The organism is Quadrisphaera sp. KR29, from assembly GCF_052644995.1.
In genome coordinates this window covers 156,519-176,239 of sequence record NZ_JBQXXG010000008.1, presented here as the reverse complement: position 1 = coordinate 176,239, position 19,721 = coordinate 156,519, and the positions used below count along the sequence as shown (strand labels likewise).

General features: G+C 76.4%; 18 protein-coding genes and 1 tRNA gene. 11 read left to right on the top strand and 8 right to left on the bottom strand.

Features of this window, described 5'->3' with window-relative positions:
* Nucleotides 1-118 precede the first annotated feature (118 nt).
* The 4 genes from fdh to ACUN9U_RS09705 all read left to right on the top strand — a co-directional run bounded on the left by fdh (nucleotide 119) and on the right by ACUN9U_RS09705 (nucleotide 6,398).
* Nucleotides 119-3,568 (top strand): formate dehydrogenase, encoded by a 3,450-nt coding sequence (fdh, locus tag ACUN9U_RS09720; protein WP_445484748.1) that lies wholly within the window; start codon nucleotides 119-121, stop codon nucleotides 3,566-3,568.
* On the top strand, nucleotides 3,565-4,536 hold the full coding sequence (locus ACUN9U_RS09715) for a 4Fe-4S dicluster domain-containing protein (RefSeq protein WP_445484747.1): 972 nt from the start codon (nucleotides 3,565-3,567) through the stop codon (nucleotides 4,534-4,536). The genes fdh and ACUN9U_RS09715 overlap by 4 nt, the downstream gene beginning before the upstream one ends.
* On the top strand, nucleotides 4,536-5,720 hold the full coding sequence (gene nrfD, locus ACUN9U_RS09710; protein WP_445484746.1) for an NrfD/PsrC family molybdoenzyme membrane anchor subunit: 1,185 nt from the start codon (nucleotides 4,536-4,538) through the stop codon (nucleotides 5,718-5,720). The genes ACUN9U_RS09715 and nrfD overlap by 1 nt, the downstream gene beginning before the upstream one ends.
* A gap of 129 nt (nucleotides 5,721-5,849) precedes the next feature.
* Nucleotides 5,850-6,398 carry a hypothetical protein gene (locus tag ACUN9U_RS09705; protein ID WP_445484745.1) on the top strand — a complete coding sequence of 183 codons (549 nt, stop codon included), beginning with the start codon at nucleotides 5,850-5,852 and terminating at the stop codon, nucleotides 6,396-6,398.
* 72 nt (nucleotides 6,399-6,470) lie between these two features.
* Here the strand turns inward: ACUN9U_RS09705 and selD are convergent, their stop codons facing one another.
* Nucleotides 6,471-7,538 (bottom strand): selenide, water dikinase SelD, encoded by a 1,068-nt coding sequence (gene selD, locus ACUN9U_RS09700; protein WP_445484744.1) that lies wholly within the window; start codon nucleotides 7,536-7,538, stop codon nucleotides 6,471-6,473.
* 79 nt (nucleotides 7,539-7,617) lie between these two features.
* On the opposite strand from selD, the gene ACUN9U_RS09695 reads away from it, so the two are divergent.
* Both ACUN9U_RS09695 and ACUN9U_RS09690 read left to right on the top strand, forming a co-directional pair.
* Nucleotides 7,618-7,710, top strand: a tRNA-Sec gene (locus ACUN9U_RS09695).
* Nucleotides 7,711-7,747: 37 nt separating this feature from the next.
* Nucleotides 7,748-8,440: a GOLPH3/VPS74 family protein gene (locus ACUN9U_RS09690; protein ID WP_445484743.1), complete on the top strand. Its 693-nt coding sequence runs from the start codon at nucleotides 7,748-7,750 to the stop codon at nucleotides 8,438-8,440.
* 4 nt (nucleotides 8,441-8,444) lie between these two features.
* Here the strand turns inward: ACUN9U_RS09690 and ACUN9U_RS09685 are convergent, their stop codons facing one another.
* Nucleotides 8,445-9,095, bottom strand: a complete 651-nt coding sequence (locus ACUN9U_RS09685) for a trimeric intracellular cation channel family protein (protein ID WP_445484742.1) — start codon at nucleotides 9,093-9,095, stop codon at nucleotides 8,445-8,447.
* A 9-nt stretch (nucleotides 9,096-9,104) separates the two neighbouring features.
* Here ACUN9U_RS09685 and ACUN9U_RS09680 point away from each other — a divergent pair, with 9 nt between their 5' ends.
* Complete coding sequence (locus ACUN9U_RS09680) at nucleotides 9,105-9,971, top strand: SDR family oxidoreductase (protein WP_445484741.1); 867 nt, start codon at nucleotides 9,105-9,107, stop codon at nucleotides 9,969-9,971.
* A gap of 3 nt (nucleotides 9,972-9,974) precedes the next feature.
* Here the strand turns inward: ACUN9U_RS09680 and ACUN9U_RS09675 are convergent, their stop codons facing one another.
* Nucleotides 9,975-10,469, bottom strand: coding sequence for an Lrp/AsnC family transcriptional regulator (locus ACUN9U_RS09675; RefSeq protein WP_445484740.1), 495 nt, complete (start codon nucleotides 10,467-10,469; stop codon nucleotides 9,975-9,977).
* A 70-nt stretch (nucleotides 10,470-10,539) separates the two neighbouring features.
* Between ACUN9U_RS09675 and ACUN9U_RS09670 the strand changes: the two genes are divergently transcribed.
* Nucleotides 10,540-11,088 carry a DUF2000 domain-containing protein gene (locus tag ACUN9U_RS09670; RefSeq protein WP_445484739.1) on the top strand — a complete coding sequence of 183 codons (549 nt, stop codon included), beginning with the start codon at nucleotides 10,540-10,542 and terminating at the stop codon, nucleotides 11,086-11,088.
* 36 nt (nucleotides 11,089-11,124) lie between these two features.
* Here ACUN9U_RS09670 and ACUN9U_RS09665 read toward each other — a convergent pair whose 3' ends face one another.
* Complete coding sequence (locus tag ACUN9U_RS09665; RefSeq protein WP_445484738.1) at nucleotides 11,125-11,421, bottom strand: DUF4287 domain-containing protein; 297 nt, start codon at nucleotides 11,419-11,421, stop codon at nucleotides 11,125-11,127.
* A gap of 136 nt (nucleotides 11,422-11,557) precedes the next feature.
* Between ACUN9U_RS09665 and selA the strand changes: the two genes are divergently transcribed.
* Nucleotides 11,558-12,982: an L-seryl-tRNA(Sec) selenium transferase gene (gene selA, locus ACUN9U_RS09660; RefSeq protein ID WP_445484737.1), complete on the top strand. Its 1,425-nt coding sequence runs from the start codon at nucleotides 11,558-11,560 to the stop codon at nucleotides 12,980-12,982.
* Nucleotides 12,983-14,869 (top strand): SelB domain-containing protein, encoded by a 1,887-nt coding sequence (locus tag ACUN9U_RS09655; protein ID WP_445484736.1) that lies wholly within the window; start codon nucleotides 12,983-12,985, stop codon nucleotides 14,867-14,869.
* Here the strand turns inward: ACUN9U_RS09655 and ACUN9U_RS09650 are convergent.
* The 3 genes from ACUN9U_RS09650 to ACUN9U_RS09640 form a co-directional block, all read right to left on the bottom strand.
* Nucleotides 14,853-15,311, bottom strand: coding sequence for a phosphoribosyltransferase (locus ACUN9U_RS09650; RefSeq protein WP_445484772.1), 459 nt, complete (start codon nucleotides 15,309-15,311; stop codon nucleotides 14,853-14,855). The genes ACUN9U_RS09655 and ACUN9U_RS09650 overlap by 17 nt on opposite strands.
* Before the next feature lie 34 nt (nucleotides 15,312-15,345).
* Nucleotides 15,346-16,230, bottom strand: a complete 885-nt coding sequence (locus ACUN9U_RS09645; RefSeq protein WP_445484735.1) for a DNA-formamidopyrimidine glycosylase family protein — start codon at nucleotides 16,228-16,230, stop codon at nucleotides 15,346-15,348.
* Between the two features lie 100 nt (nucleotides 16,231-16,330).
* On the bottom strand, nucleotides 16,331-17,704 hold the full coding sequence (locus tag ACUN9U_RS09640) for an MFS transporter (RefSeq protein WP_445484734.1): 1,374 nt from the start codon (nucleotides 17,702-17,704) through the stop codon (nucleotides 16,331-16,333).
* Nucleotides 17,705-17,825: 121 nt separating this feature from the next.
* Here ACUN9U_RS09640 and ACUN9U_RS09635 point away from each other — a divergent pair, with 121 nt between their 5' ends.
* On the top strand, nucleotides 17,826-18,296 hold the full coding sequence (locus ACUN9U_RS09635; RefSeq protein ID WP_445484733.1) for a PPOX class F420-dependent oxidoreductase: 471 nt from the start codon (nucleotides 17,826-17,828) through the stop codon (nucleotides 18,294-18,296).
* Nucleotides 18,297-18,369: 73 nt separating this feature from the next.
* On the opposite strand, the gene fdhA is transcribed toward ACUN9U_RS09635, so the two are convergent.
* On the bottom strand, nucleotides 18,370-19,587 hold the full coding sequence (gene fdhA / locus ACUN9U_RS09630; protein WP_445484732.1) for a formaldehyde dehydrogenase, glutathione-independent: 1,218 nt from the start codon (nucleotides 19,585-19,587) through the stop codon (nucleotides 18,370-18,372).
* Between the last annotated feature and the right edge of the window lie 134 nt (nucleotides 19,588-19,721).

The window sequence follows — 19,721 nt, the reverse complement described above, 5'->3', positions numbered from 1 at the left end:
TCGTCGCAGGTCAGGGAGGGGGCGCCGTTGCCGCGCAGGCGCACGCGTGGTCTGCTGTGGCGTGGCCATCGACGAGGGGCGTCGGGCGAGCGCGAGGACGCGGTCGCTCGGACAGCGCGTGACCGGGCTGTGGCCCGTGCTGCGCCAGGTGACGGGCAGCGACAAGACCGCCCACGGCGCAGCGGTCCGCACCGCGCGCACTGACGCGATCACCGCCCGCACCGAGACCGCCGACCGCGTGGTCAAGAGCGTGTGCCCGTTCTGCGCCGTCGGCTGCGGCCAGGACGTGTACGTCAAGGACGAGAAGGTCGTCCAGATCGAGGGAGACCCCGACTCCCCCATCAGCCGCGGCCGCCTGTGCCCCAAGGGCAGCGCCAGCAAGTCGCTGGTCACCTCCCCCACGCGCGTCACCACGGTGCGCTACCGGCGCCCGGGAGGCACCGACTGGGAGGACCTGCCGCTGCCGACGGCGATGGAGATGATCGCCGACCGGGTGCTCGAGGCGCGCCGCGCCGGGTGGCAGGACGTCGACGACCGCGGGCGCACGGTCCGCCGCACGATGGGCTTCGCGAGCCTGGGCGGCGCCACGCTCGACAACGAAGAGAACTACCTGATGAAGAAGCTGTACACCGCCCTGGGCGCTGTGCAGATCGAGAACCAGGCCCGCATATGACACTCCTCCACGGTCCCCGGTCTGGGGACCTCGTTCGGGCGCGGAGGGGCCACGACCTTCCTGCAGGACCTGGTCAAGGCTGACTGCATCCTCATCCAGGGCAGCAACATGGCCGAAGCGCACCCGGTGGGCTTCCAGTGGGTGATGGAGGCCAAGCGGCGCGGCGCGAAGATCATCCACGTCGACCCGCGGTTCACGCGGACCTCGGCCGTGGCCGACCTGCACGTGCCGCTGCGCGCGGGCACGGACATCGCCTTCCTCGGCGGCCTGGTCAACCACGTGCTGAGCAACGACGCCTACTTCCACGACTACGTGGTGGCGTACACCAACGCCGCCGCGATCGTCGGGGAGGACTACCGCGACACTGAAGACCCAGCGGACCCCTCGGACAGCGCTGACGGCTCGTCCACCGACCCCACCGGCCTGTTCTCCGGCTGGGACGAGGAGTCCCGCAGCTACGACCCCTCGACCTGGGCCTACGAGGACGCCACCGACGAGGCCGCCGCCGGTGACCGCAGCAGCACCAGCGGCGGCGACAGCGGCGACGACGCCACCAGCGACGGCGGCACCCAGGGCGGACAGACCCACAAGGCCACCGCCGGCGGCGACGCCTACGGCAGCGGCGGCGCGACGATCGGCTCCAAGCCGCGGCGCGACGAGACGCTGCAGCACCCGCGCACGGTCTTCCAGATCCTCAAGCGGCACTTCGCCCGCTACACCCCGGAGATGGTCGAGCGGATCTGCGGCACCCCGCAGGACGCCTTCCTGCAGGTCGCCGAGGCGCTGGTGGCCAACAGCGGCCGCGAGCGCACCACCGCGCTGGCCTACGCGGTGGGCTGGACCCACCACTCCCAGGGCGCGCAGTACATCCGCACCTCGGCGATCCTGCAGACGCTGCTGGGCAACATCGGGCGCCCCGGCGGCGGCATCCTGGCGCTGCGCGGGCACGCGAGCATCCAGGGCTCCACCGACATCCCGACGCTGTTCAACCTGTGGTCGGGCTACCTGCCCATGCCCAAGGCGGGCCAGGACGACGTCGACTCCTACGTCGGCGCCTCCGAGGACCTCGCCGGGTTCTGGGGCAACATGCGCGACTACACGGTCAGCCTGCTGAAGTCCTGGTGGGGCGACGCGGCGCAGCCGGAGAACGACTTCGCCTTCGAGTACATGCCCCGCATCTCCGGCGACCACGGCACGTACCGCACGGTCATGGACATGGTCGACGGCAAGGTCGACGGCTACTTCCTGCTCGGGCAGAACCCCGCCGTCGGCTCGGCCAACGCGCGCCTGCAGCGCCTCGGCATGGCCAACCTCAAGTGGCTCGTGGTCCGCGACCTGCAGATGATCGAGTCGGCCACGTTCTGGAAGGACGGGCCGGAGATCGAGACGGGCGAGCTGCGCACGGAGGACATCGGCACCGAGGTCTTCTTCCTGCCCGCCGCCAGCCACGTCGAGAAGGCCGGCACCTTCACGCAGACGCAGCGCCTCCTGCAGTGGCGCCACCAGGCGGTGGCCCCGCCGGGCGAGGCCCGCAGCGAGCTGTGGTTCTACTGGCACCTCGGGCGCATCCTGCGCGAGAAGCTGGCGGCCTCCACCGACCCGCGCGACAGGCCCCTGCTCGACCTCACGTGGGACTACCCGCTGCACGAGGACGAGTTCGGGCCGGCCTCGGACCCCCTCAGCGCTGAGCCGGACGGCGAGGCGGTGCTGCGCGAGATCAGCGGCACCGAGACGCACGACGGGATCGACAGGGCCCTGTCGTCGTACATGGAGCTCAAGTCCGACGGGACCACCCGCTCGGGCTGCTGGATCTACTGCGGCGCCTACGCCGACGAGGTCAACCAGACCGCGCGCCGCAGGCCCGGCTCCGAGCAGGACTGGACGGCGGCGGAGTGGGGCTGGGCGTGGCCGATGAACCGGCGCCAGCTGTACAACCGCGCCTCGGCGGACCCGGAGGGCCGGCCGTGGAGCGAGCGCAAGGCGCTCGTCTGGTGGGACCCGGACGCCGACTCCGGCGCCGGTGACGGCTCGAAGGGCCGCTGGGTGGGCCACGACGTGCCCGACTTCGAGGCGACCAAGCCGCCGTCGTACGTGCCGCCGCCGGGCTCGAGGGGGCCCGCGGCCATCGCCGGGCGTGACCCGTTCATCATGCAGGCCGACGGCAAGGCGTGGCTGTTCTCGCCGTCGGGGGTGGTCGACGGCCCGCTGCCCACGCACTACGAGGGCGCCGAGTCGCCCGTGGGCAACCCGCTGCACCCCAACCGGGTGTACAACCCGGCGCGCCGGGCGTTCCCGCGGCCGGGCAACCGCGGCGTGCCGACCCGCTCGGACGTCTACCCCTTCGTGTTCACCACCTACCGGCTCACCGAGCACCACACCGCCGGCGGCATGAGCCGCACGCTGCCCTACCTGTCCGAGCTGCAGCCGGAGATGTTCATCGAGGTCTCCGCGGAGCTGGCGCGCGAGCGCGGGCTGGAGCACCAGGGGTGGGCCACCGTCGTCACGCCGCGCAGCGCGATCGAGGCGCGCGTGCTCGTCACGCCGCGCATCCGCCCGCTGCGGCTGCCCGGGGGCGGGGAGGACGGCGGCCAGGTGCAGGTGGTCCACCAGGTCGGCATCCCGTGGCACTGGGGGCCCAACGGCATCAGCCGCGGCGACGCGGCCAACGAGCTGGTGGAGATCCTGCTCGACCCCAACACGCACATCCAGGACAAGGTCGGCGCGTGCGACGTCCTCCCCGGACGCCGGCCCCGGGGGCCGGCCCTGGTGGAGTTCGTGGCCCAGCGCCGCGCCGCGGCCGGGCTCCCCACCGACGACGACGTGCCCTCCCCGCGCGGGGGCGCCGAGCTGGACGCCGACGCCTCCGAGGTCACAGACGGGCGGAACACCCCATGACGAGCACCACCCCGCGCTCCACCGGCGAGGCCTACGACCCGGCGTCGCACTCCGGCTACGGCGAGGACCACCCGCCGCGGATGGGCTTCTTCACCGACACCTCCGTCTGCATCGGCTGCAAGGCCTGCGAGGTGGCGTGCAAGGAGTGGAACGAGGTCCCCGCCACCGGCGAGATGGACCTCACGGGGTGGTCCTACGACAACTCCTCGATGCTCGGTGCCAGCACGTGGCGCCACGTCGCCTTCGTCGAGCAGGCTGCCCCGGCGCCCGCCGAGCCGCAGAACGCGAAGCCCGCGGTCAGCCTGGGCATGCCGAGCCTGCGCCCGGAGGGCTTCCTCGAGCCGGAGGTGACGCGCCCGCCGCACGAGGACGCCGGCGCGCAGGGGCCCTCGGGCTCCATCGAGGGCGTGCGCTGGCTCATGAGCTCGGACGTGTGCAAGCACTGCACGCACGCGGCCTGCCTGGACGTGTGCCCGACGGGCGCGCTCTTCCGCACCGAGTTCGGCACCGTGGTGGTCCAGGACGACGTCTGCAACGGCTGCGGCTACTGCGTCTCGGCCTGCCCCTACGGCGTCATCGGCAAGCGCGAGTCGACCGGGCGCGCCCACAAGTGCACGCTCTGCTACGACCGCATCGGCGCTGACAAGCAGCCCGCCTGCGCCACCGCGTGCCCGACGGAGTCGATCCAGTACGGGCCGCTGGAGGAGCTGCGCGAGCGCGCCGACGCCCGCCTGGCCGAGCTGCAGGCCGCGGGCGAGCCGAAGGCCCAGCTGTACGGCCGCGACCCCGGTGACGGGGTCGGCGGGGACGGCGCGTTCTTCCTGCTCCTGGACGACCCGGAGGTCTACGGACTGCCGCCGGACCCGAAGGTCACCACCAGCGCGCTGCCCTCGATGTGGCGGCACGCGGCAGCGGCGGCGGGCGCGCTGTTCGCCGTCGTCGGCCTGGCCTTCGCGGGCAGGCGCTGATGGCGCGCGACGGGCGTCGCGGCCAGGGCCGCACCCGCGGGGAGCAGCTGCCGGGGCCCACCGAGGCGCCCAGCGAGCAGGGCGCTCCCCGCGCGACCGCCCGCGGCGTGGGTGACCGGCCGCGCCGGCGGCGGGGCGCGGAGAGCGTCGTCGTCCCCGACGCGGAGTTCCAGTCCTACTACGGCCGGCAGGTCATCCACACCCCCGTGTGGGAGGTGCCGCAGGTGCCGGGCTACCTCTACCTGGGCGGCATGAGCGGCGCCGCCTCGGTGATGGGCGCGCTGGCCGACGCCACCGGGCGCCCCGCCCTGGCGAAGGTCGGGCGCCTGGCGGCCTCGGGCGGGTCGGTCGTGTCCGTCGTCCTGCTCATCGACGACCTCGGGGTGCCGACGCGCTTCCTCAACATGCTGCGGGTGGTCAAGTGGACCTCGCCGCTGAGCGTCGGCTCGTGGATCCTCATGCCGTTCTCCACCGGGGCCGGCCTGGCCGCGGTGCACGAGCTGTCGGGCGTCGTGCTGCCGCTGGTGCACCGGGTCGCCGGGGCGAGGCTCGGGCACCTCGCCGAGGTGCTGCTGCCCGTGCTCGGCCGCGTCGGCGGTGTCGGCTCCGCCGTCTTCGGGCCGCCGCTGGCCACCTACACCGCCGTCCTCATCGCCGACACCGCCGTGCCCGCCTGGCACTCGGTCTACCCCGAGCTGCCCTTCGTCTTCGCCGCCTCGGGCGCCGCGAGCGCCGGGGGGATCGGCATGGTGGCCGCTCCGCTGGAGCAGGCGGGACCGGCGCGGCGCATGGGCGTGGCCGGTGCGGTGGCGGAGCTGGCCCTGAGCCACCGCATGGAGCACCGGGTCGGGATGATCGGCGAGGCCTACCGCACCGGCCGGGCCGGGGTGCTGCTGCGCCTGAGCCGCATCGCCATGGCCGGCGGAGCCGCCGGTGCGCTGGCCAGCGACCTGCCCGTGTGGCCTCGCACACCCCGGGCGCAGCGGGCGCGCAAGGTCGTCTCGGTGGTGGCGGGGTCCCTGCTCAACGCAGGCGCCGCCCTGACCCGCTTCGGGGTGTACGAGGCGGGCATGATCTCGGCGAGGGACCCCAAGTACACGGTGGTGCCCCAGCGCGAGCGCCTCGACGCGCGCCGCGAGGGCCGGCAGCCCGACGCCCACCTCGCGCCGGAGACGGCCCCTTGAGCTGAGCCTGACGGGAGCCTGCGGGGCTGCGGCTGCCGCCGAGCATCCGACCGCCCGAGGGGTAGTGGTCTTGGGATCGCGGGGTAGAGGACCTCTGACCGTGACCGATCTGCCCCACGGAGGTCTCCTGTGGCTCGCAACACCTTCTCCCGCTCGCTGCACGACGTCGGCCTGGCCGCCTGGTTCGGCGGGACGCTCGCCAACGCCGTCGCCCTGAACGCGGCCGCGGGTGAGGCCGACGAGAAGGACGCCGGCCGCGTCACCAACGCCGGCTGGAACCGGTGGACGCCCGTCAACGCCGTGGCCATCGGGGCCCACCTCGTCGGCTCCGTGGGCCAGCTGGCCGGCAACTCCGGCCGCCTGGCCGCCCAGCCCGGGGTGAAGGCGATGTCCACGGTCAAGACCGTGGTCACCGTCGCCGCGCTCGGCGCCACCGCCTACTCGCGGGCGCTGGGCAAGGTCGTGGACGCCGCTGGTGACCCGCGCGTCAAGGGCGGCACCAAGTCCTCCAAGAACACCCCCGCGGAGGTGAGCTCCGCGCAGGGCAAGCTCGACCTCATGCAGTGGGTCATCCCGGCCCTCACGGGCACGCTCGTGGTGATCAGCTCCTTCGCCGGCGAGCAGCAGCGCGCCTCGGAGGTGCTGCCCGGCGTCACCGGCGCCGGCCACCGCAGCTGACCCGCGTCCCGCGCGAGCGCCAGCTCCTCCAGGCCGGTTCCGGCCTGGAGGACCTGGCGCTCCGGGTGGGGGTCAGCGCACGACGACGACCGCGCCGTCGGGGCGGCGCGGGACCAGCTCCCCGACCAGCGCCGACCCGGGCACGGACCCGGTGAGGTCGGCGGCGACGAGCAGACCGCCGGAGGTCTGCGCGTCGGCGAGCAGCAGCAGCTCGTCGTCGCCGACCCGGGCGTCCAGGTGCGGCTGCACCCACGCGAGGTTGCGCCGCGAGCCGCCCGGCACGTAGCCGTCGGCGAAGGACCGCCGCACCCCCGCCAGGTACGGCACCGCGGCTGCGTCGACGACGGCGGTGACGCCGCTGGCGCGCGCCATCTTGTACAGGTGGCCCAGCAGCCCGAAGCCCGTGACGTCGGTGGCGGCACGCGCCCCCGCGGCGAGCGCCGCGCGGGAGGCGTCCCGGTTCAGGGTGGTCATCGCGGCCACCGCCTCCTCGAAGACCTCCCCGGTCGCCTTGTGGCGGTTGTTGAGCACCCCGAGCCCGAGCGGCTTGGTCAGCGTCAGCGGCTGCCCGGCCTCGGCGGCGTCGTTGCGCAGCACGCGGGCGGGGTCGGCCAGGCCCGTCACCGCCATGCCGTACTTGGGCTCGGGGTCGTCCACCGAGTGCCCTCCGGCCACGAAGCAGCCCGCGGCGCGCGCCACGTCGAGCCCGCCGCGCAGCACCTCCGCCGCCAGCTCCACCGGCAGCTGGTGCTCCCCGGTGCGCGGCCAGCACAGCAGGTTCAGCGCCACCAGCGGGTCCGCGCCCATGGCGTAGACGTCGGAGAGGGCGTTGGTGGCCGCGATGCGGCCCCAGTCGTAGGCGTCGTCGACCACGGGCGTGAAGAAGTCGGTGGTGGACACCACCGCCTGGCCACCAGCCGTCGAGGAGGGCAGGACGACGACGGCCGCGTCGTCGCCGTCGTCCAGCCCGACGAGCAGCTCCGCCCCCTCGACGGCGGGTGTGCGCGGCTGGCCGCCGACCAGGGCGGCCACGGCGGCCTCGAGCTCCCCGGGCGGGATCTTGCAGGCGCACCCCCCGCCGTGGGCGTAGCTGGTCAGCCGGCGGGTGGCCGCCGGCGTCGACGGTGCAGGAGCGCTCACCCCCGCAGGCTAGGCACCCCGGCCCTGGCCTAGCCTGCTGGGACGGCGCCGCACCGCCCCCGGGCGGGACGTGCGCCGGGGAGGCGTCTGCTCACCTGGTGGGAGTCGCGGCCTTCAAAGCCGACGAGACCGAGCACCTCGGTCTGGCGGGTTCGATCCCCGTCCGCCTCCGCTCGACCGGCCGGTCCCGGCGCCGCTAGCGTCGTGCCGTGCTCATCGCCGAGGACCTCGCCCTGCTGCTCCTGGACGACGCGAAGGGCACCTGGCTGCTCGACTCCTCCCACCGCGGCCCCGTGCTCGCCGGCGCGGTCCTCACCGAGCTGGTGCTCGCCGGCCGCCTGCGGCCCGAGCCCGGCGCCGACGGCCGTGAGCCCGGCCCGAAGGCGAAGCTCGTGGTCGTCGACGACGCCCCGCTGGGCGACCCGGTGCTCGACGCCGCGCTGGCGCGGATCGGGGCACGGCGCCCCAGCCGCGCCGACGCCCTGCTGGGGCCGGTGGCGAAGGGCCTGGAGCCCGAGCTGGTGAGCCGGCTGGTGGCGGCGGGCGCCGTCACACCGCGCCAGGAGAAGGTGCTGCTGGTCTTCTCGCGCACCACCCACCCCGCGGCCGACCCGAGCGCCGAGCGCTCCGTGCGCGACAGGGTGGCCAGCGCCCTGCGCGGCGGGCGCGCCGACGACGAGCGCACCGCGGCGCTGGTCGCGCTGCTCAGCGTCTCGAAGGTCCTGCCGAAGGTGGTCGACCCGGCGTCGGTGGGGCTGGACCGGAAGGGCCTGGAGGCCGCCGGGAAGGCCGTCGCCGCGGACGACCGGATCGCCGGGAGCGTCAAGCACGCACTGGCCTCGGTGGACGCCGCCGTCATGGTCGCGGTCATGGTGCCGGTCTTCGTCGCCGGCTCCAGCTGAGCGGTCAGGCCGCGGGCGGCTGCCGGGGACCGGGCAGGTCGATGCGCCGCACCACGCCCACCATCCGCAGCGCGAAGCACAGCCCCGCGGCGACCACCGCCCACACCGAGCCGATGCCGACGACGTCGGTGTGGGTCACCTGGGCGCTCAGGACGACGACGGTGGCGCCCAGCAGCGCCGGCACGGCGTACAGGCCCGAGCTGAGCACCTGCGGCGACCTGCCGGTCAGCACGTCGCGCAGCGTCCCGCCGCCGATGGCCGTCAGGCCGCCGAGCAGCACCGACTGCACCGGCCCGAGCCCCGCCGCGAGCGCCGTGCCGGCGCCGGTGACGGCGAACAGCGACAGGCCCGCGGCGTCCAGCACGGTGAGGCTGCGGGCCACGCGGCGCCGGCCCATGCGGTAGCCGAACAGGCACACCAGCACGCCGCCGGTGGCGGCGACGGCGAGGTAGCGCCAGTCGGAGAACGTGGCCGGGGGGACCCTGCCGATGAGCAGGTCGCGCATGATGCCGCCGCCGAGGGCGGTGATGACCCCCAGGGTCACGACGCCGACGACGTCGAGCCGTGCGGTGCGCGAGGCCGTCAGCGCGCCGTCGACGGCGAAGGCGAGCACGCCGACGAGGTCGAGCACGAGCAGCAGGGTCGATCCGGGCACCGGGTCATCGTGGGCCATGCCCGTCAGCTCGGCGGGCGGGGACGCGGGGTCGGGAGCACGCTGCTGCGCGTGAGCACCCCTGGCCCAGCCGGCGCGGCGCCCGACGGGTCACCGGTCCCTGCGGTGCCGGCCGCGCAGCCCGCAGGGCGCGCACTGCGCGCAGGGTCCGGAGCGGCCCTGGTCGTGGGGGCCTCGAGCGCCATCGGCGCCGCGATCGCGCAGGGGCTGGCCGCCCGGGGCCACCACGTGCACCTGTGGGGCCGCGACCCCGACCGGCTCGCCCGCGCCGCCCACGAGGTGGCTGCCGGCGCGGCGGCGGGAGCGGCGGTGAGCAGCGACGTCGTCGACGTGCGGGACCGCCGGGCCGTCGCCGAGGCGGCGCAGCGGTGCCCGGAGCCGCTGCGGGTGCTCGTCTACGCCGCCGGCGTCTTCGACTGGGCCGACGCCGTGGACGCCGACGCCGACCGGTGGGAGGAGGTGCTGGACGTGACCGGCGTCCCGGCGGCGCAGACCACCCGCACCCTGCTGCCGCACCTGCTGCGCGGCGCGCCGAGCACCGCGGTGCTCATCGGCTCGGGCGCGGCCGTCACCGCCTACCCCCACAACGCCGCCTACGTGGCCGCCAAGCACCTGCTCGCCGGCCTGGCCGGGTCCCTGGGAGCGGAGCTGCGCGGCCGCGGGGTGCGCGTCAGCCTGGTCAACCCCGGCATGGTGGCCGCGGGCGCCTCGCTGGACAGCCCCGTGGGGCGCCGCTCCCCCGGCTCGCTGCTGCAGGCGCAGGACGTCGCCGACGTCGTCCTGCAGGTGGTGAGCGCCCCGGCGCGCGTGTGGGTCAGCCGGGTGGACCTGCAGCCCACCGCCGACCCGTCGGCCTAGTGGTCAGCGCCGGCCGCCGGGACGGCCGCCGGCGCCGGGCGCGGGCGCCACCACCCTGGGGCGCAGGTGCTCGTAGACCACGGAGGTGCGCACGTCGGCCACCTCGGGGCGCTCGGTGAGCCTGTCGATGACGAAGGCGTACAGGGCCTCGTTGTCCGGCACGGCCAGGTGCAGCAGGAAGTCCTCCGTGCCGCTGGTCACGAAGACCCCGACCACCTCCGGCAGGGCCGCGGCCCAGCTGCGGAACCCCTCGATGCGCGCCCGCGACGGCGGGCGGATCCGCACCCCGATGAGCGCCGGCACCGGGCGCCCGATCGCCGCGAGGTCGACGTCGAGGGTGGCCCCGCGGATCACCCCGCGCTCGCGCAGCGCCCTGGTGCGGTCCAGCGCCGTGGTGGGCGAGACCCCGACCGCGGCGGCGACGTCGCGGTTGGTCCGCCGTGCGTCCGCCTGCAGGGCGGCCAGGATCGCCGCATCAAGTCCGTCGAGGTCCCGCACAGCGGCACGCTAGCCGGACGTCGTGCGGAGGCGCTCGACAACCGCTGGACGTCCTGCGAACGTCCACCGCATGCCCGCACAGACGACCAGCACGAGCCACCCCGTGACCGGTCCTGCGACCGGCCCTCTCGACACCGCAGCAGCCGCGGCGCCGCGCTCGGGCGTCGGCTTCTCCCCCGAGGAGGTCGCCACCGGCGAGCCGACGCGGAGCGCGCGCCTCAAGTGGGTGGTGGTGGTCGACTCCGCCCTGCCGCCGGGGCGCGCGGTCAACGCCGCGGTCTGCGTGGCCAGCGCCACGGCCACCGCCGTCGCCGGCCTGCTGGGGCCCGACGCCGTCGACGCCGGCGGCACCACCCACCCCGGGCTGCCCTGGGCCGGGTGCTCGGTGCTGGGCGCCGACGCCGGGCAGCTGCTGGCCGTGCGCGCCCGCGCCCTGCGCGCCGAGGGCGTCTTCACCGCCGACATGCCCGCCGCCGCGCAGAGCACCCGCGTCTACGACGACTACCTCGCGGAGGTGGCCCGGGCCTCCCCCGAGCAGCTGCCGCTGCTGGCGGTCAGCGTGGTCGGCCCGCGCAAGGCCGTTGACAAGGCGGTGGGGAAGCTGTCGCTGCTGCCCTGAGCCGCTGCCCTGAGCCGCTCCCCCGGACCGCCGCCGTCAGGCGGAGGTGCCGGGGCGGGCCGCGACGCCGTCGAGGTGCAGCTCGGTGGAGGCGTCGCGGTGGCTGCCGGAGGAGCCCACGTGCGCGTCGCTGATCGTGGCGCCGTTCTTCAGCACGCCGTAGAAGGCCATCGCGTGCCCGCGGCCCACGCCGTAGTCGTCCTTGAGCCAGGCCACCACCTCGGCGGCCTTCGTGGTGGGCCCGTAGCCGCGCTGGGCGGCGAGGTCGAGCAGCTGGCGCGGGGTCGCGCCGGTCTTCGCCTCGAGCGCGTCGAGGTAGGCCTGGTAGGACATCTCTCCTCCTGGTGGTCGTGCCACCAGGGTGACGCCCCACCCGGCCCGGACTCATCGCCGCCTCCCGCACGGCGGCGGAGGTGGCTGCGGGACCGCCCCCGCGGCGGGGCGCGGCGGCGGTTCCTAGGGTGGTCCGGTGGCGACAGGTCCCGACGTGCGCCGTCAGGTGCCGCGCACCGACGCGGTCCTCGACTCCCCCGACCTGGCCGCAGCCCTGGTGGACCTGGGCCGTCCGCTGGTGCGCGCGGCGGTCGGCCGGGCGCAGCAGCGCGTGCGCGAGGGGGCCCTGGACCCCGACCTCGGCGCCGTCGTGGCGTCGGTGCTGGCCGACCTGCCGCCCACCGCCTCCTCGCTGCGGCCCGTGCTCAACGCCACCGGCGTGCTGCTGCACACCAACCTCGGGCGCGCTCCGCTCTCGCGGGCCGCCGTGCAGGCGGTGGTCGACGCCGCGGGCACCACCGACGTCGAGCTGGACCTCGCCACCGGCCGCCGGGCCCGCCGCGGCCGCGGCGCGAGCGCCGCCCTGGCCGCTGCGGTGCCCGACGCCGAGGCCGTGCACGTGGTCAACAACGGCGCCGCAGCGCTGGTGCTCGCGGCCACGGCGCTGGCCGGGGGCGGGCTCGACCGCGACGTCGTGATGAGCCGCGGGGAGATGGTCGAGGTCGGTGACGGCTTCCGCCTGCACGAGCTCATCGCCTCCACCGGCGCGCGGCTGCGCGAGGTGGGCACCACCAACCGCACCACCGCCGCCGACGTCGCCGGCGCCTTCGCGGCGGCCCGCCGCGAGGGCCGCCGGGTCGGTCTGGTGATGAAGGTCCACCCCTCCAACTTCCGCGTGGAGGGGTTCACGGCAGCGCCCACCACGGCCGACCTCGCCCGGGTCTGCGCCGCCGAGGCCGAGGTCGCCGGGGAGGCGGTGCCGCTGCTGGTCGACACCGGCTCCGGCCTGCTCGCCCCCCGCCGGGACCTGCCCGACGAGCCCGACGCCGCGAGCGCCCTGCGCGCCGGCGCCGACCTCGTCACCGCCAGCGGCGACAAGCTGCTCGGCGGCCCGCAGGCCGGGCTCGTGCTGGGCCGCGCCGACCTCGTCGAGCGGCTGCGCCGCCACCCCCTCGCCCGCGCCCTGCGGGTCGACAAGCTCACCCTCGCCGCGCTGGAGGCGACGCTGGCCGGCCCGACGACCCCCGTGGTCGCCGCGCTCGAGGCCGACCTCGGGCAGCTGCGCGAGCGCGCCCGGCGCCACGCGCAGGTCGTGCGCTCCGCCGACCCCTCGGCCGACGTGGACGTGGTGGACAGCGAGGCCGTGGTGGGCGGGGGCGGCGCGCCCGGCGTCGTCCTGCCGTCGGTGGCCCTGTCCCTGCCCGCCGCCTACGCCGAGCCGCTGCGCACCCCGCGCCCGGCAGCGGCACACCCCGCGGCCGACGCGGTGGTGGCCGTGGTGGGCCGCGTCGAGGCGGGCCGCTGCCTGCTCGACCTGCGCTCGGTGGCCCCCGAGGACGACGACGCCCTCGCCACCGCCGTGCTCGACGCCGCCCGCTCGCTGACGGCCCGAGGCGCCTGAGTGCACGTCGTCGCCACCGCCGGGCACGTCGACCACGGCAAGTCAGCGCTGCTGCGCGCCCTGACCGGCACCGACCCCGACCGGCTCGCCGAGGAGCAGCGCCGCGGGATGACCACCGACCTCGGCTTCGTGCGGACCCGCCTGGCCTTCGACGGCGGTGAGGACGACGTCGCCTTCGTCGACGTCCCCGGCCACGAGCGCTTCGTGCCGACCATGCTCGCCGGCGTCGGCCAGGTGGGCGCCGTGCTGCTCGTCGTCGCCGCCGACGGCGGCTGGATGCCGCAGACCACCGAGCACCTCGACGCGCTGGCGGCCCTCGGGGTGCGGCGCGGCCTGCTGGTGCTCTCCCGCGCCGACCTCGCCGACCGCGCCCAGCGCGACGGCGTCCTCGCGCGCGCCGCGACCGAGCTCGAGGGCAGCGGCCTGGAGTGGCTCGTCCGCGTCGAGGCCAGCGCCGTCACCGGCGAGGGCCTGGCGCAGCTGCGCGCGGCCCTGGCCCGGGTGCTGGCCACCGCCCCGCGCCCGGACCCCGCCGCGCCGGTGCGCCTGTGGGTCGACCGCAGCTTCACCGTGCGCGGCGCCGGCACCGTGGTGACCGGCACGCTGGCCGCGGGCACCGTCAGCGCCGGGGACGAGCTGGCGCTGCCCGACGGCGCCCCCGTGGCCGTCCGGGGCCTGCAGAGCCTGGACGCCCCGGTCGCCTCCGCCACCGGGCCGGCGCGGGTGGCCCTCAACCTGCGCGGGGTGACGGCCGCGGCCGTGCGCCGCGGCACCGCGCTCAGCGCCCCCGGCACCACCACGACGACGACGAGCGCCGACGTCCGGCTGCTGCCCGTCCCCGGGCGCGGCGCCGCCGACGGGGACCAGCGCTGGCCCGAGCACCTCGTGCTGCACCTGGGGACGGCGGCGGTGCCCGTGCGCGTGCGCCCCCTGGGCCCGGCGTCCAGCGGTGGCAGGCACGCCCGGCTGTCCCTGGCCTCCCCGCTGCCGCTGCGCACCGGTGACCGGGGGCTGGTCCGCGACCCCGGCGGGCACCGGGTGCTGGCCGCCGCGCTCGTGCTCGACCCGGCTCCCCCGGCGCTGTCCCGCCGCGGCGCCGCCCGCGAGCGCGCAGCGGTGCTGGAGCAGGTCGCGCAGCAGGCGGTGGTGGCGGGCGACCCGGCCGGTGAGCTGGACCGCCGCGGCCAGGTGACCCGCACCCAGCTGCGGGCGCTGGGACTGGGCCGCGAGGCGGTGGACGCCCTGGCCGGCGCGCCCGGCGTGCTCGCCGACGGTGACCACCTGGTCTCCGCGGGCCTCGCCGACGCGCTGCGGGCCCGGCTGCCCGGTGAGCTGGCCGCGCACCGGCGCGAGCACCCGCTGGAGCCCGGCCCGCCGCTGGAGGTGGTGCGGCGCCGCCTCGGCCTGGCGGCGCCGGGCCTGGTGGCCCGGCTGGCGGGACCCGCGCTGGCGGTGCGGGAGGGCCGGCTGGTGGCCGGTGCCGCGCCGGCGGGCCCGGCGCTGCCGCCGGCGGTGGAGCGCGCGGTGGGCGAGGTGCTGGCCGACCTGGCCCGCGAGCCCTACGCCGCCCCGGAGGCGCACCGGCTGCGCGACCTCGGCCTGGGCCCGCGCGAGCTGGCCGCCGCGGTGCGCGCCGGGGCGCTGGAGCGGGTGGCCGAGGGCGTCTACCTGGCGGCGGGTGCGGTCCAGGCGGCGCCGCAGGTGCTCGCCGGGCAGCTGCCGGACCCCGCGGCGGCGTTCACGGCCAGCGAGGCGCGGCGGGCGCTGGGCACCTCGCGGCGCGTGGTCGTCCCGCTGCTGGAGCTTCTGGACCGGCGCGGTGCGACGCGGCGCGCGCCCGACGGCACCCGGACCCTGGCCGGGCCGGGCCTCAGCGGGCGGGCGTGACGGGTCCCTGGGCGGACCAGGGGAAGTCGATCCAGCGGTCGGTGCGCCTCCAGGAGTGCTCGGGGGTCACCACCGAGCGGGGCTTGTCGTACAGGACCGCGCTGCGGACCTCGCTGACGTGGCCGGCGCAGAAGCCGAGGACCACCTGCAGCGTGCGGCCGGAGTCGGCGACGTCGTCGACCACCAGCACGCGGCTGCCGGCGACGTCCACGGCCTGCAGCACCGGCGGCAGCACCACCGGCACGGGCAGGCGCTCGTCGACGCCGGTGTAGAACTCCACGTTCATCACGGCGGTGTTTTTGACCCCGAGGGCGTAGGCGACCGCCCCGCCGGGCACGAGGCCGCCGCGGGCCATGGCCAGCACCACCTCGGGCTCGTAGCCGCTGTCGGCCACCTGCTGGGCGAGCTCGCGCACCGCCGTCCCGAACAGCTCCCAGGTCATGACCTCGCGCGGCTGGCTCGTCACCGGCGCCACCCTAGGCGCGGACGCGGGGCGCCGGCGGAGCCGCCGGCTGCAGCGGGGACGGCCCGGGCTGGCAGTGCGGGCACCACCAGGTGCGGCGGCGCACGCCCGCGGCGTCGTCGTCGTCCTTCGGGACCCCGGCCACCTCGGCGACGACCTCCACGCGGGTGCCGCAGCGCCGGCAGGGCTGCCCGGCGCGGCCGGCCACCCAGTGCTCCTGCCCGGGGCGGGTGTTGCCGGTGGTGACCTGGTAGCCGGTGGTCCCGGCCGCGGAGGCGCGCAGCGCCCGGGCGGCGCGCACCACCAGGCGCCGCACGCCGTCCTCGCCGAGGTCGCCGACGGGCGTCCACGGGCTGCGGCCGGTGAGGAAGCACAGCTCGTTGGCCCACAGGTTGCCCAGCCCGGCCACGAGGCGCTGGTCCAGCAGCGCCGCGGCCAGCGGGCGGGCGGGGTCGCCGGCCAGGCGCGCGGCGGCCGCGGGCACGTCGAGGGCCGGGTCGAGCAGGTCAGGGCCCAGGTGGCCGGTGGCGCGCTGCTCGTCGGCGGTGCGCAGCAGCTCGACCACCGGCATCCGCAGCCCGGCGGCGGTGCGCTGCTCGTCGGTGACCAGCAGCACCCGCACGTCGGGCACGAGCCTCGCGGGCAGCCGCTTGCCGGGCCCGAGCAGGGCCCAGTCGCCGTCCATGAGCAGGTGGGTGTGCAGGGTGAGCGCCTCACCGCCGAGGTCCAGGCGGGTCAGCAGGTGCTTGCCGTGGGTGGCCAGGCCCAGCACGCGGGCGCCGGCGAGGTCGGCGGTCGCGTGGGCCGGCACGTTGAGGCGGCCGTGGACGAGGGTGCGGCCCTCCAGCAGCGGCCGCATGCGCTGCGCGAGCCGCGCGACGGTGTCTCCCTCGGGCACCCCCCGATCCTCACCCGCGGCGGGTCGCGCGGCGAGGTGGGCGGGCGGACGCGGCTCGCTGCCCGCGGCGGGTGGGGCGGGGCGGGTGGGGGGGGGCCGGTCAGCCGCGCGGCGACGGCTCGGACAGGCGGACGGCGGCCACGCTGGAGGTCGCGCCGGCCTCCCCGGCCAGGCGCAGCGCCTCCAGCACCAGCGACGGCTCGTGCTCCACCGCCCGCCGGCCCGCCCGGGTGCGCGCCAGCCCGGCCAGCCGCGCCGCGGGCTGCGGCGCCCCGTGCCGCAGCACGACGGCGAGCAGCGCGATCGCCGACCCCGCGACCGCCAGCGCGGCGCCGACGACCATGGTGGCGCGCAGGCCGAAGCCGGCGGCGAGCACCTGCGCGCCGGCGGCCGCCCCCAGGGCGTTCGCGGCGTTGAAGGCGGCCTGGTTGAAGGCCGAGGCCATGAGCCCGGACCCGGGCGCCACCGAGATCGTGCGGTTCATCAGCGCGGGCCCCACGAAGAAGGCGACGACGGCGAAGGCCACCAGCGCCACCACCGCCCCGGCGCGGGAGCCGGAGAGCACCAGCAGCAGCAGGCAGGCCGCGCCCAGCCCGAGCAGCCCCAGCACCACGGCCCCCTCGGGGTACCTGTCGGCGGTGCGCCCGCCCAGCAGGGTCCCGGCGACGGTGCCGACGCCGTAGACGACCAGCACCCAGGCCACCGCGGCGGCCGAGAAGCCCGCGAGGTCGGTGAGGATGGGGGCGACGTAGCTGTACACCGCGAACAGGCCGCCCGTGCCGACGGCGGTGGCCCCCAGGGTCAGGAGCACCTGCGGGCGCACCAGGTCGGCCATCTCCCGGCGCAGCGGGGTGGCGGTGTCGCGGCGCAGGGGGACCCAGCGCAGCACCGCCAGGGCGGTGACGACGCCGAGGGAGCCGATGGCCGCGAACGCCCAGCGCCACCCGGCGCCCTGGCCGAGCATCGTGCCGAACGGGACGCCCAGCACCTGCGCCACGGTCAGGCCGGTGAAGACCCGGCTGATCGCCGACGCCGCCCTGCCGGGGGCCGCCAGCCGGCTGGCCACGACCGCGGCCACCCCGAAGAAGGAGCCGTGGGCCAGGCCCGTGAGGAACCTGCCCGCCAGCAGTCCCTCGTAGCCGGGTGCCAGCGCGGTGACGGCGTGCCCGGCCACGAACAGCGCCATCAGGCCGGTGAGCACCCGCTGGTGGGGGAAGCGGGTGGACAGGGCCGTGAGCGTGGGCGCGCCGACGACGACGCCGACGGCGTAGGCGGAGATGGCGTACCCGACCGCCGGGACCGAGACGCGCAGGTCGGCGGCGACCTGCGGCAGCAGCCCCATCATGAGGAACTCGGTGGAGCCGATCGCGAAGGCGCCGATCGCCAGCGCGAGCAGCGCCGGCCCGGGCCTGGCGGCCGCGCTGCTCGGCGTCGTGCTGCTCAGGGGCGTGGGGGCGTGCTGGGCTGCTTCCACGGCGTGCGCGGCCTCCGGTCGGTGTGGCGTGCGGTCTGGCGCGCGCACCGGTGGGGTGCCGGTGCGCCGGGTCGGCTGCGCTGTCGCCCCGCCGCCATCCTCCCAGCCCTAGGCTCGCTCCGTGGCCACTCCCGCCGGAGCCGCCGACTCCGCGGCGCTCATCGCGCTCAGCCGGCAGACGTACGTCCGCCTCACCACCTTCCGCCGCGACGGCACCCCGGTCCCGACACCGGTGTGGGTGGTCGCCGACAGGTCGGCCCTCGGGGGCCGCGACGGCGACCTGCTCGTCATCACCGGGGCGCGGGCCGGTAAGGTCAAGCGGCTGCGGCACACCGGCCGCGTGCTCGTGGTGCCCTGCGACCAGCGCGGGCGGCCCCAGCCCGGCGCCCCCGAGCTCGAGGCGCTCGCGGAGGTCGTGGTCGACCCGGCGGTGGTCCGCCGGCTGCGCCTGCTGGTGCAGATCAAGCACCCGGTGCTGGGGCGGCTGATGCTCGGCGGGCAGCGGGCCGGGGCCGCCCTCGCCCGCCGCAGGGGCAAGACCCCGCCGGAGCAGGTGGCGCTGCGCATCCACCCCCTCGCCCCCGGTACCTGACCCGCCGCCCTCCCCGGCGTGATCATGGGCGATCGACCACCCGCAGCGGCCGATCGCCCATGATCACGAAGGGTCAGCTCCTGCCGATGACCCCGTGCGGGTCGAGCACGTACTTCTTGGCCGCGCCCTTGTCGAAGTCGGCGTAGCCCTGCGGGGCGTCCTCCAGCGAGATGGGCGTGGCGTTGACGGCCTTCGCGATCTGCACCCTGTCGTGCAGGATCGCCATCATCAGGCCGCGGTGGTACTTCATCACCGGGCACTGGCCGGTGGTGAAGGACAGCGACTTGGCCCACCCCGTGCCGAGGTCGAGGGAGAGCGCGCCGCGCTTGGCGGCCTCGTCCACCCCGCCCGGGTCACCGGTGACGTACAGGCCCGGGATGCCCAGCGCACCGCCCGCCGTCGTGAGCTCCATGAGGGAGTTCAGCACCGTGGCCGGGGCCTCCTGCTGCGCGCCGGCACCGTGCCCGCGCGCCTCGAAGCCGACCGCGTCGACGCCGCAGTCGACCTCCGGCACCCCCAGGATCTGCTCGATCTGGTCCTTGGGGTCGCCCTTGGAGACGTCGACGGTCTCGCAGCCGAAGGTGCGCGCCTGGGCCAGCCGCTCCTCGTTGAGGTCGCCGACGATGACGACGGCGGCGCCGAGCAGCTGGGCCCCGGCCGCCGCTGCCAGGCCCACGGGCCCCGCGCCGGCGATGTAGACGGTCGACCCGACGCCGACGCCCGCGGTGACGCAGCCGTGGAAGCCGGTCGGGAAGATGTCCGACAGCATCGTCAGGTCGAGGATCTTGGCCATCGCCTGGTCCTTGTCGGGGAACTTCAGCAGGTTCCAGTCCGCGTACGGCACCAGCACGTACTCGGCCTGGCCGCCGACCCAGCCGCCCATGTCGACGTAGCCGTAGGCCGACCCCGGGCGGTCGGGGTTGACGTTGAGGCAGATGCCGGTCTTGCGCTCCTTGCAGTTGCGACAGCGGCCGCAGGCGATGTTGAAGGGCACCGACACGAGGTCGCCCTCCTTGATGAACTCCACGTCGGGGCCGACCTCGACCACCTCACCGGTGATCTCGTGGCCGAGCACGAGGCCCTCCGGGGCGGTGGTGCGCCCGCGGACCATGTGCTGGTCGGAGCCGCAGATGTTGGTGGAGACGGTCTTGAGGATCACGCCGTGCCTGACCGGTCGCCCGACGTTGGCGGGGTTGACGCCCGGTCCGTCCTTGAGCTCGAAGGTCGGGTAGTCGATGTCGATGACGTCGACCCCGTGCCCGTTGTAGGCCACTGCGCGGTTGCTGCTCATGCACGCACCTCCCGTGGGGTCCGGCAGCGGCGTCACCGACGACGTCGCTGTCCCGGTGGAACCGACCGTAGGGAGGCCGTCACCGCCTGGCAACCCCTCCCCCGTCCGGCCACGTGTGGACCGCGCGGGGCTGG

Coding starts and splice junctions, on each gene's coding strand:
- ACUN9U_RS09715 (WP_445484747.1), top strand. CDS start 3,565: ATGACGAGCACCACCCCGCGCTCCACCGGCGAGGCCTACGACCCGGCG.
- nrfD (WP_445484746.1), top strand. CDS start 4,536: ATGGCGCGCGACGGGCGTCGCGGCCAGGGCCGCACCCGCGGGGAGCAG.
- ACUN9U_RS09670 (WP_445484739.1), top strand. CDS start 10,540: ATGCCCGCACAGACGACCAGCACGAGCCACCCCGTGACCGGTCCTGCG.
- ACUN9U_RS09665 (WP_445484738.1), bottom strand. CDS start 11,421: ATGTCCTACCAGGCCTACCTCGACGCGCTCGAGGCGAAGACCGGCGCG.
- ACUN9U_RS09650 (WP_445484772.1), bottom strand. CDS start 15,311: ATGACCTGGGAGCTGTTCGGGACGGCGGTGCGCGAGCTCGCCCAGCAG.
- fdhA (WP_445484732.1), bottom strand. CDS start 19,587: ATGAGCAGCAACCGCGCAGTGGCCTACAACGGGCACGGGGTCGACGTC.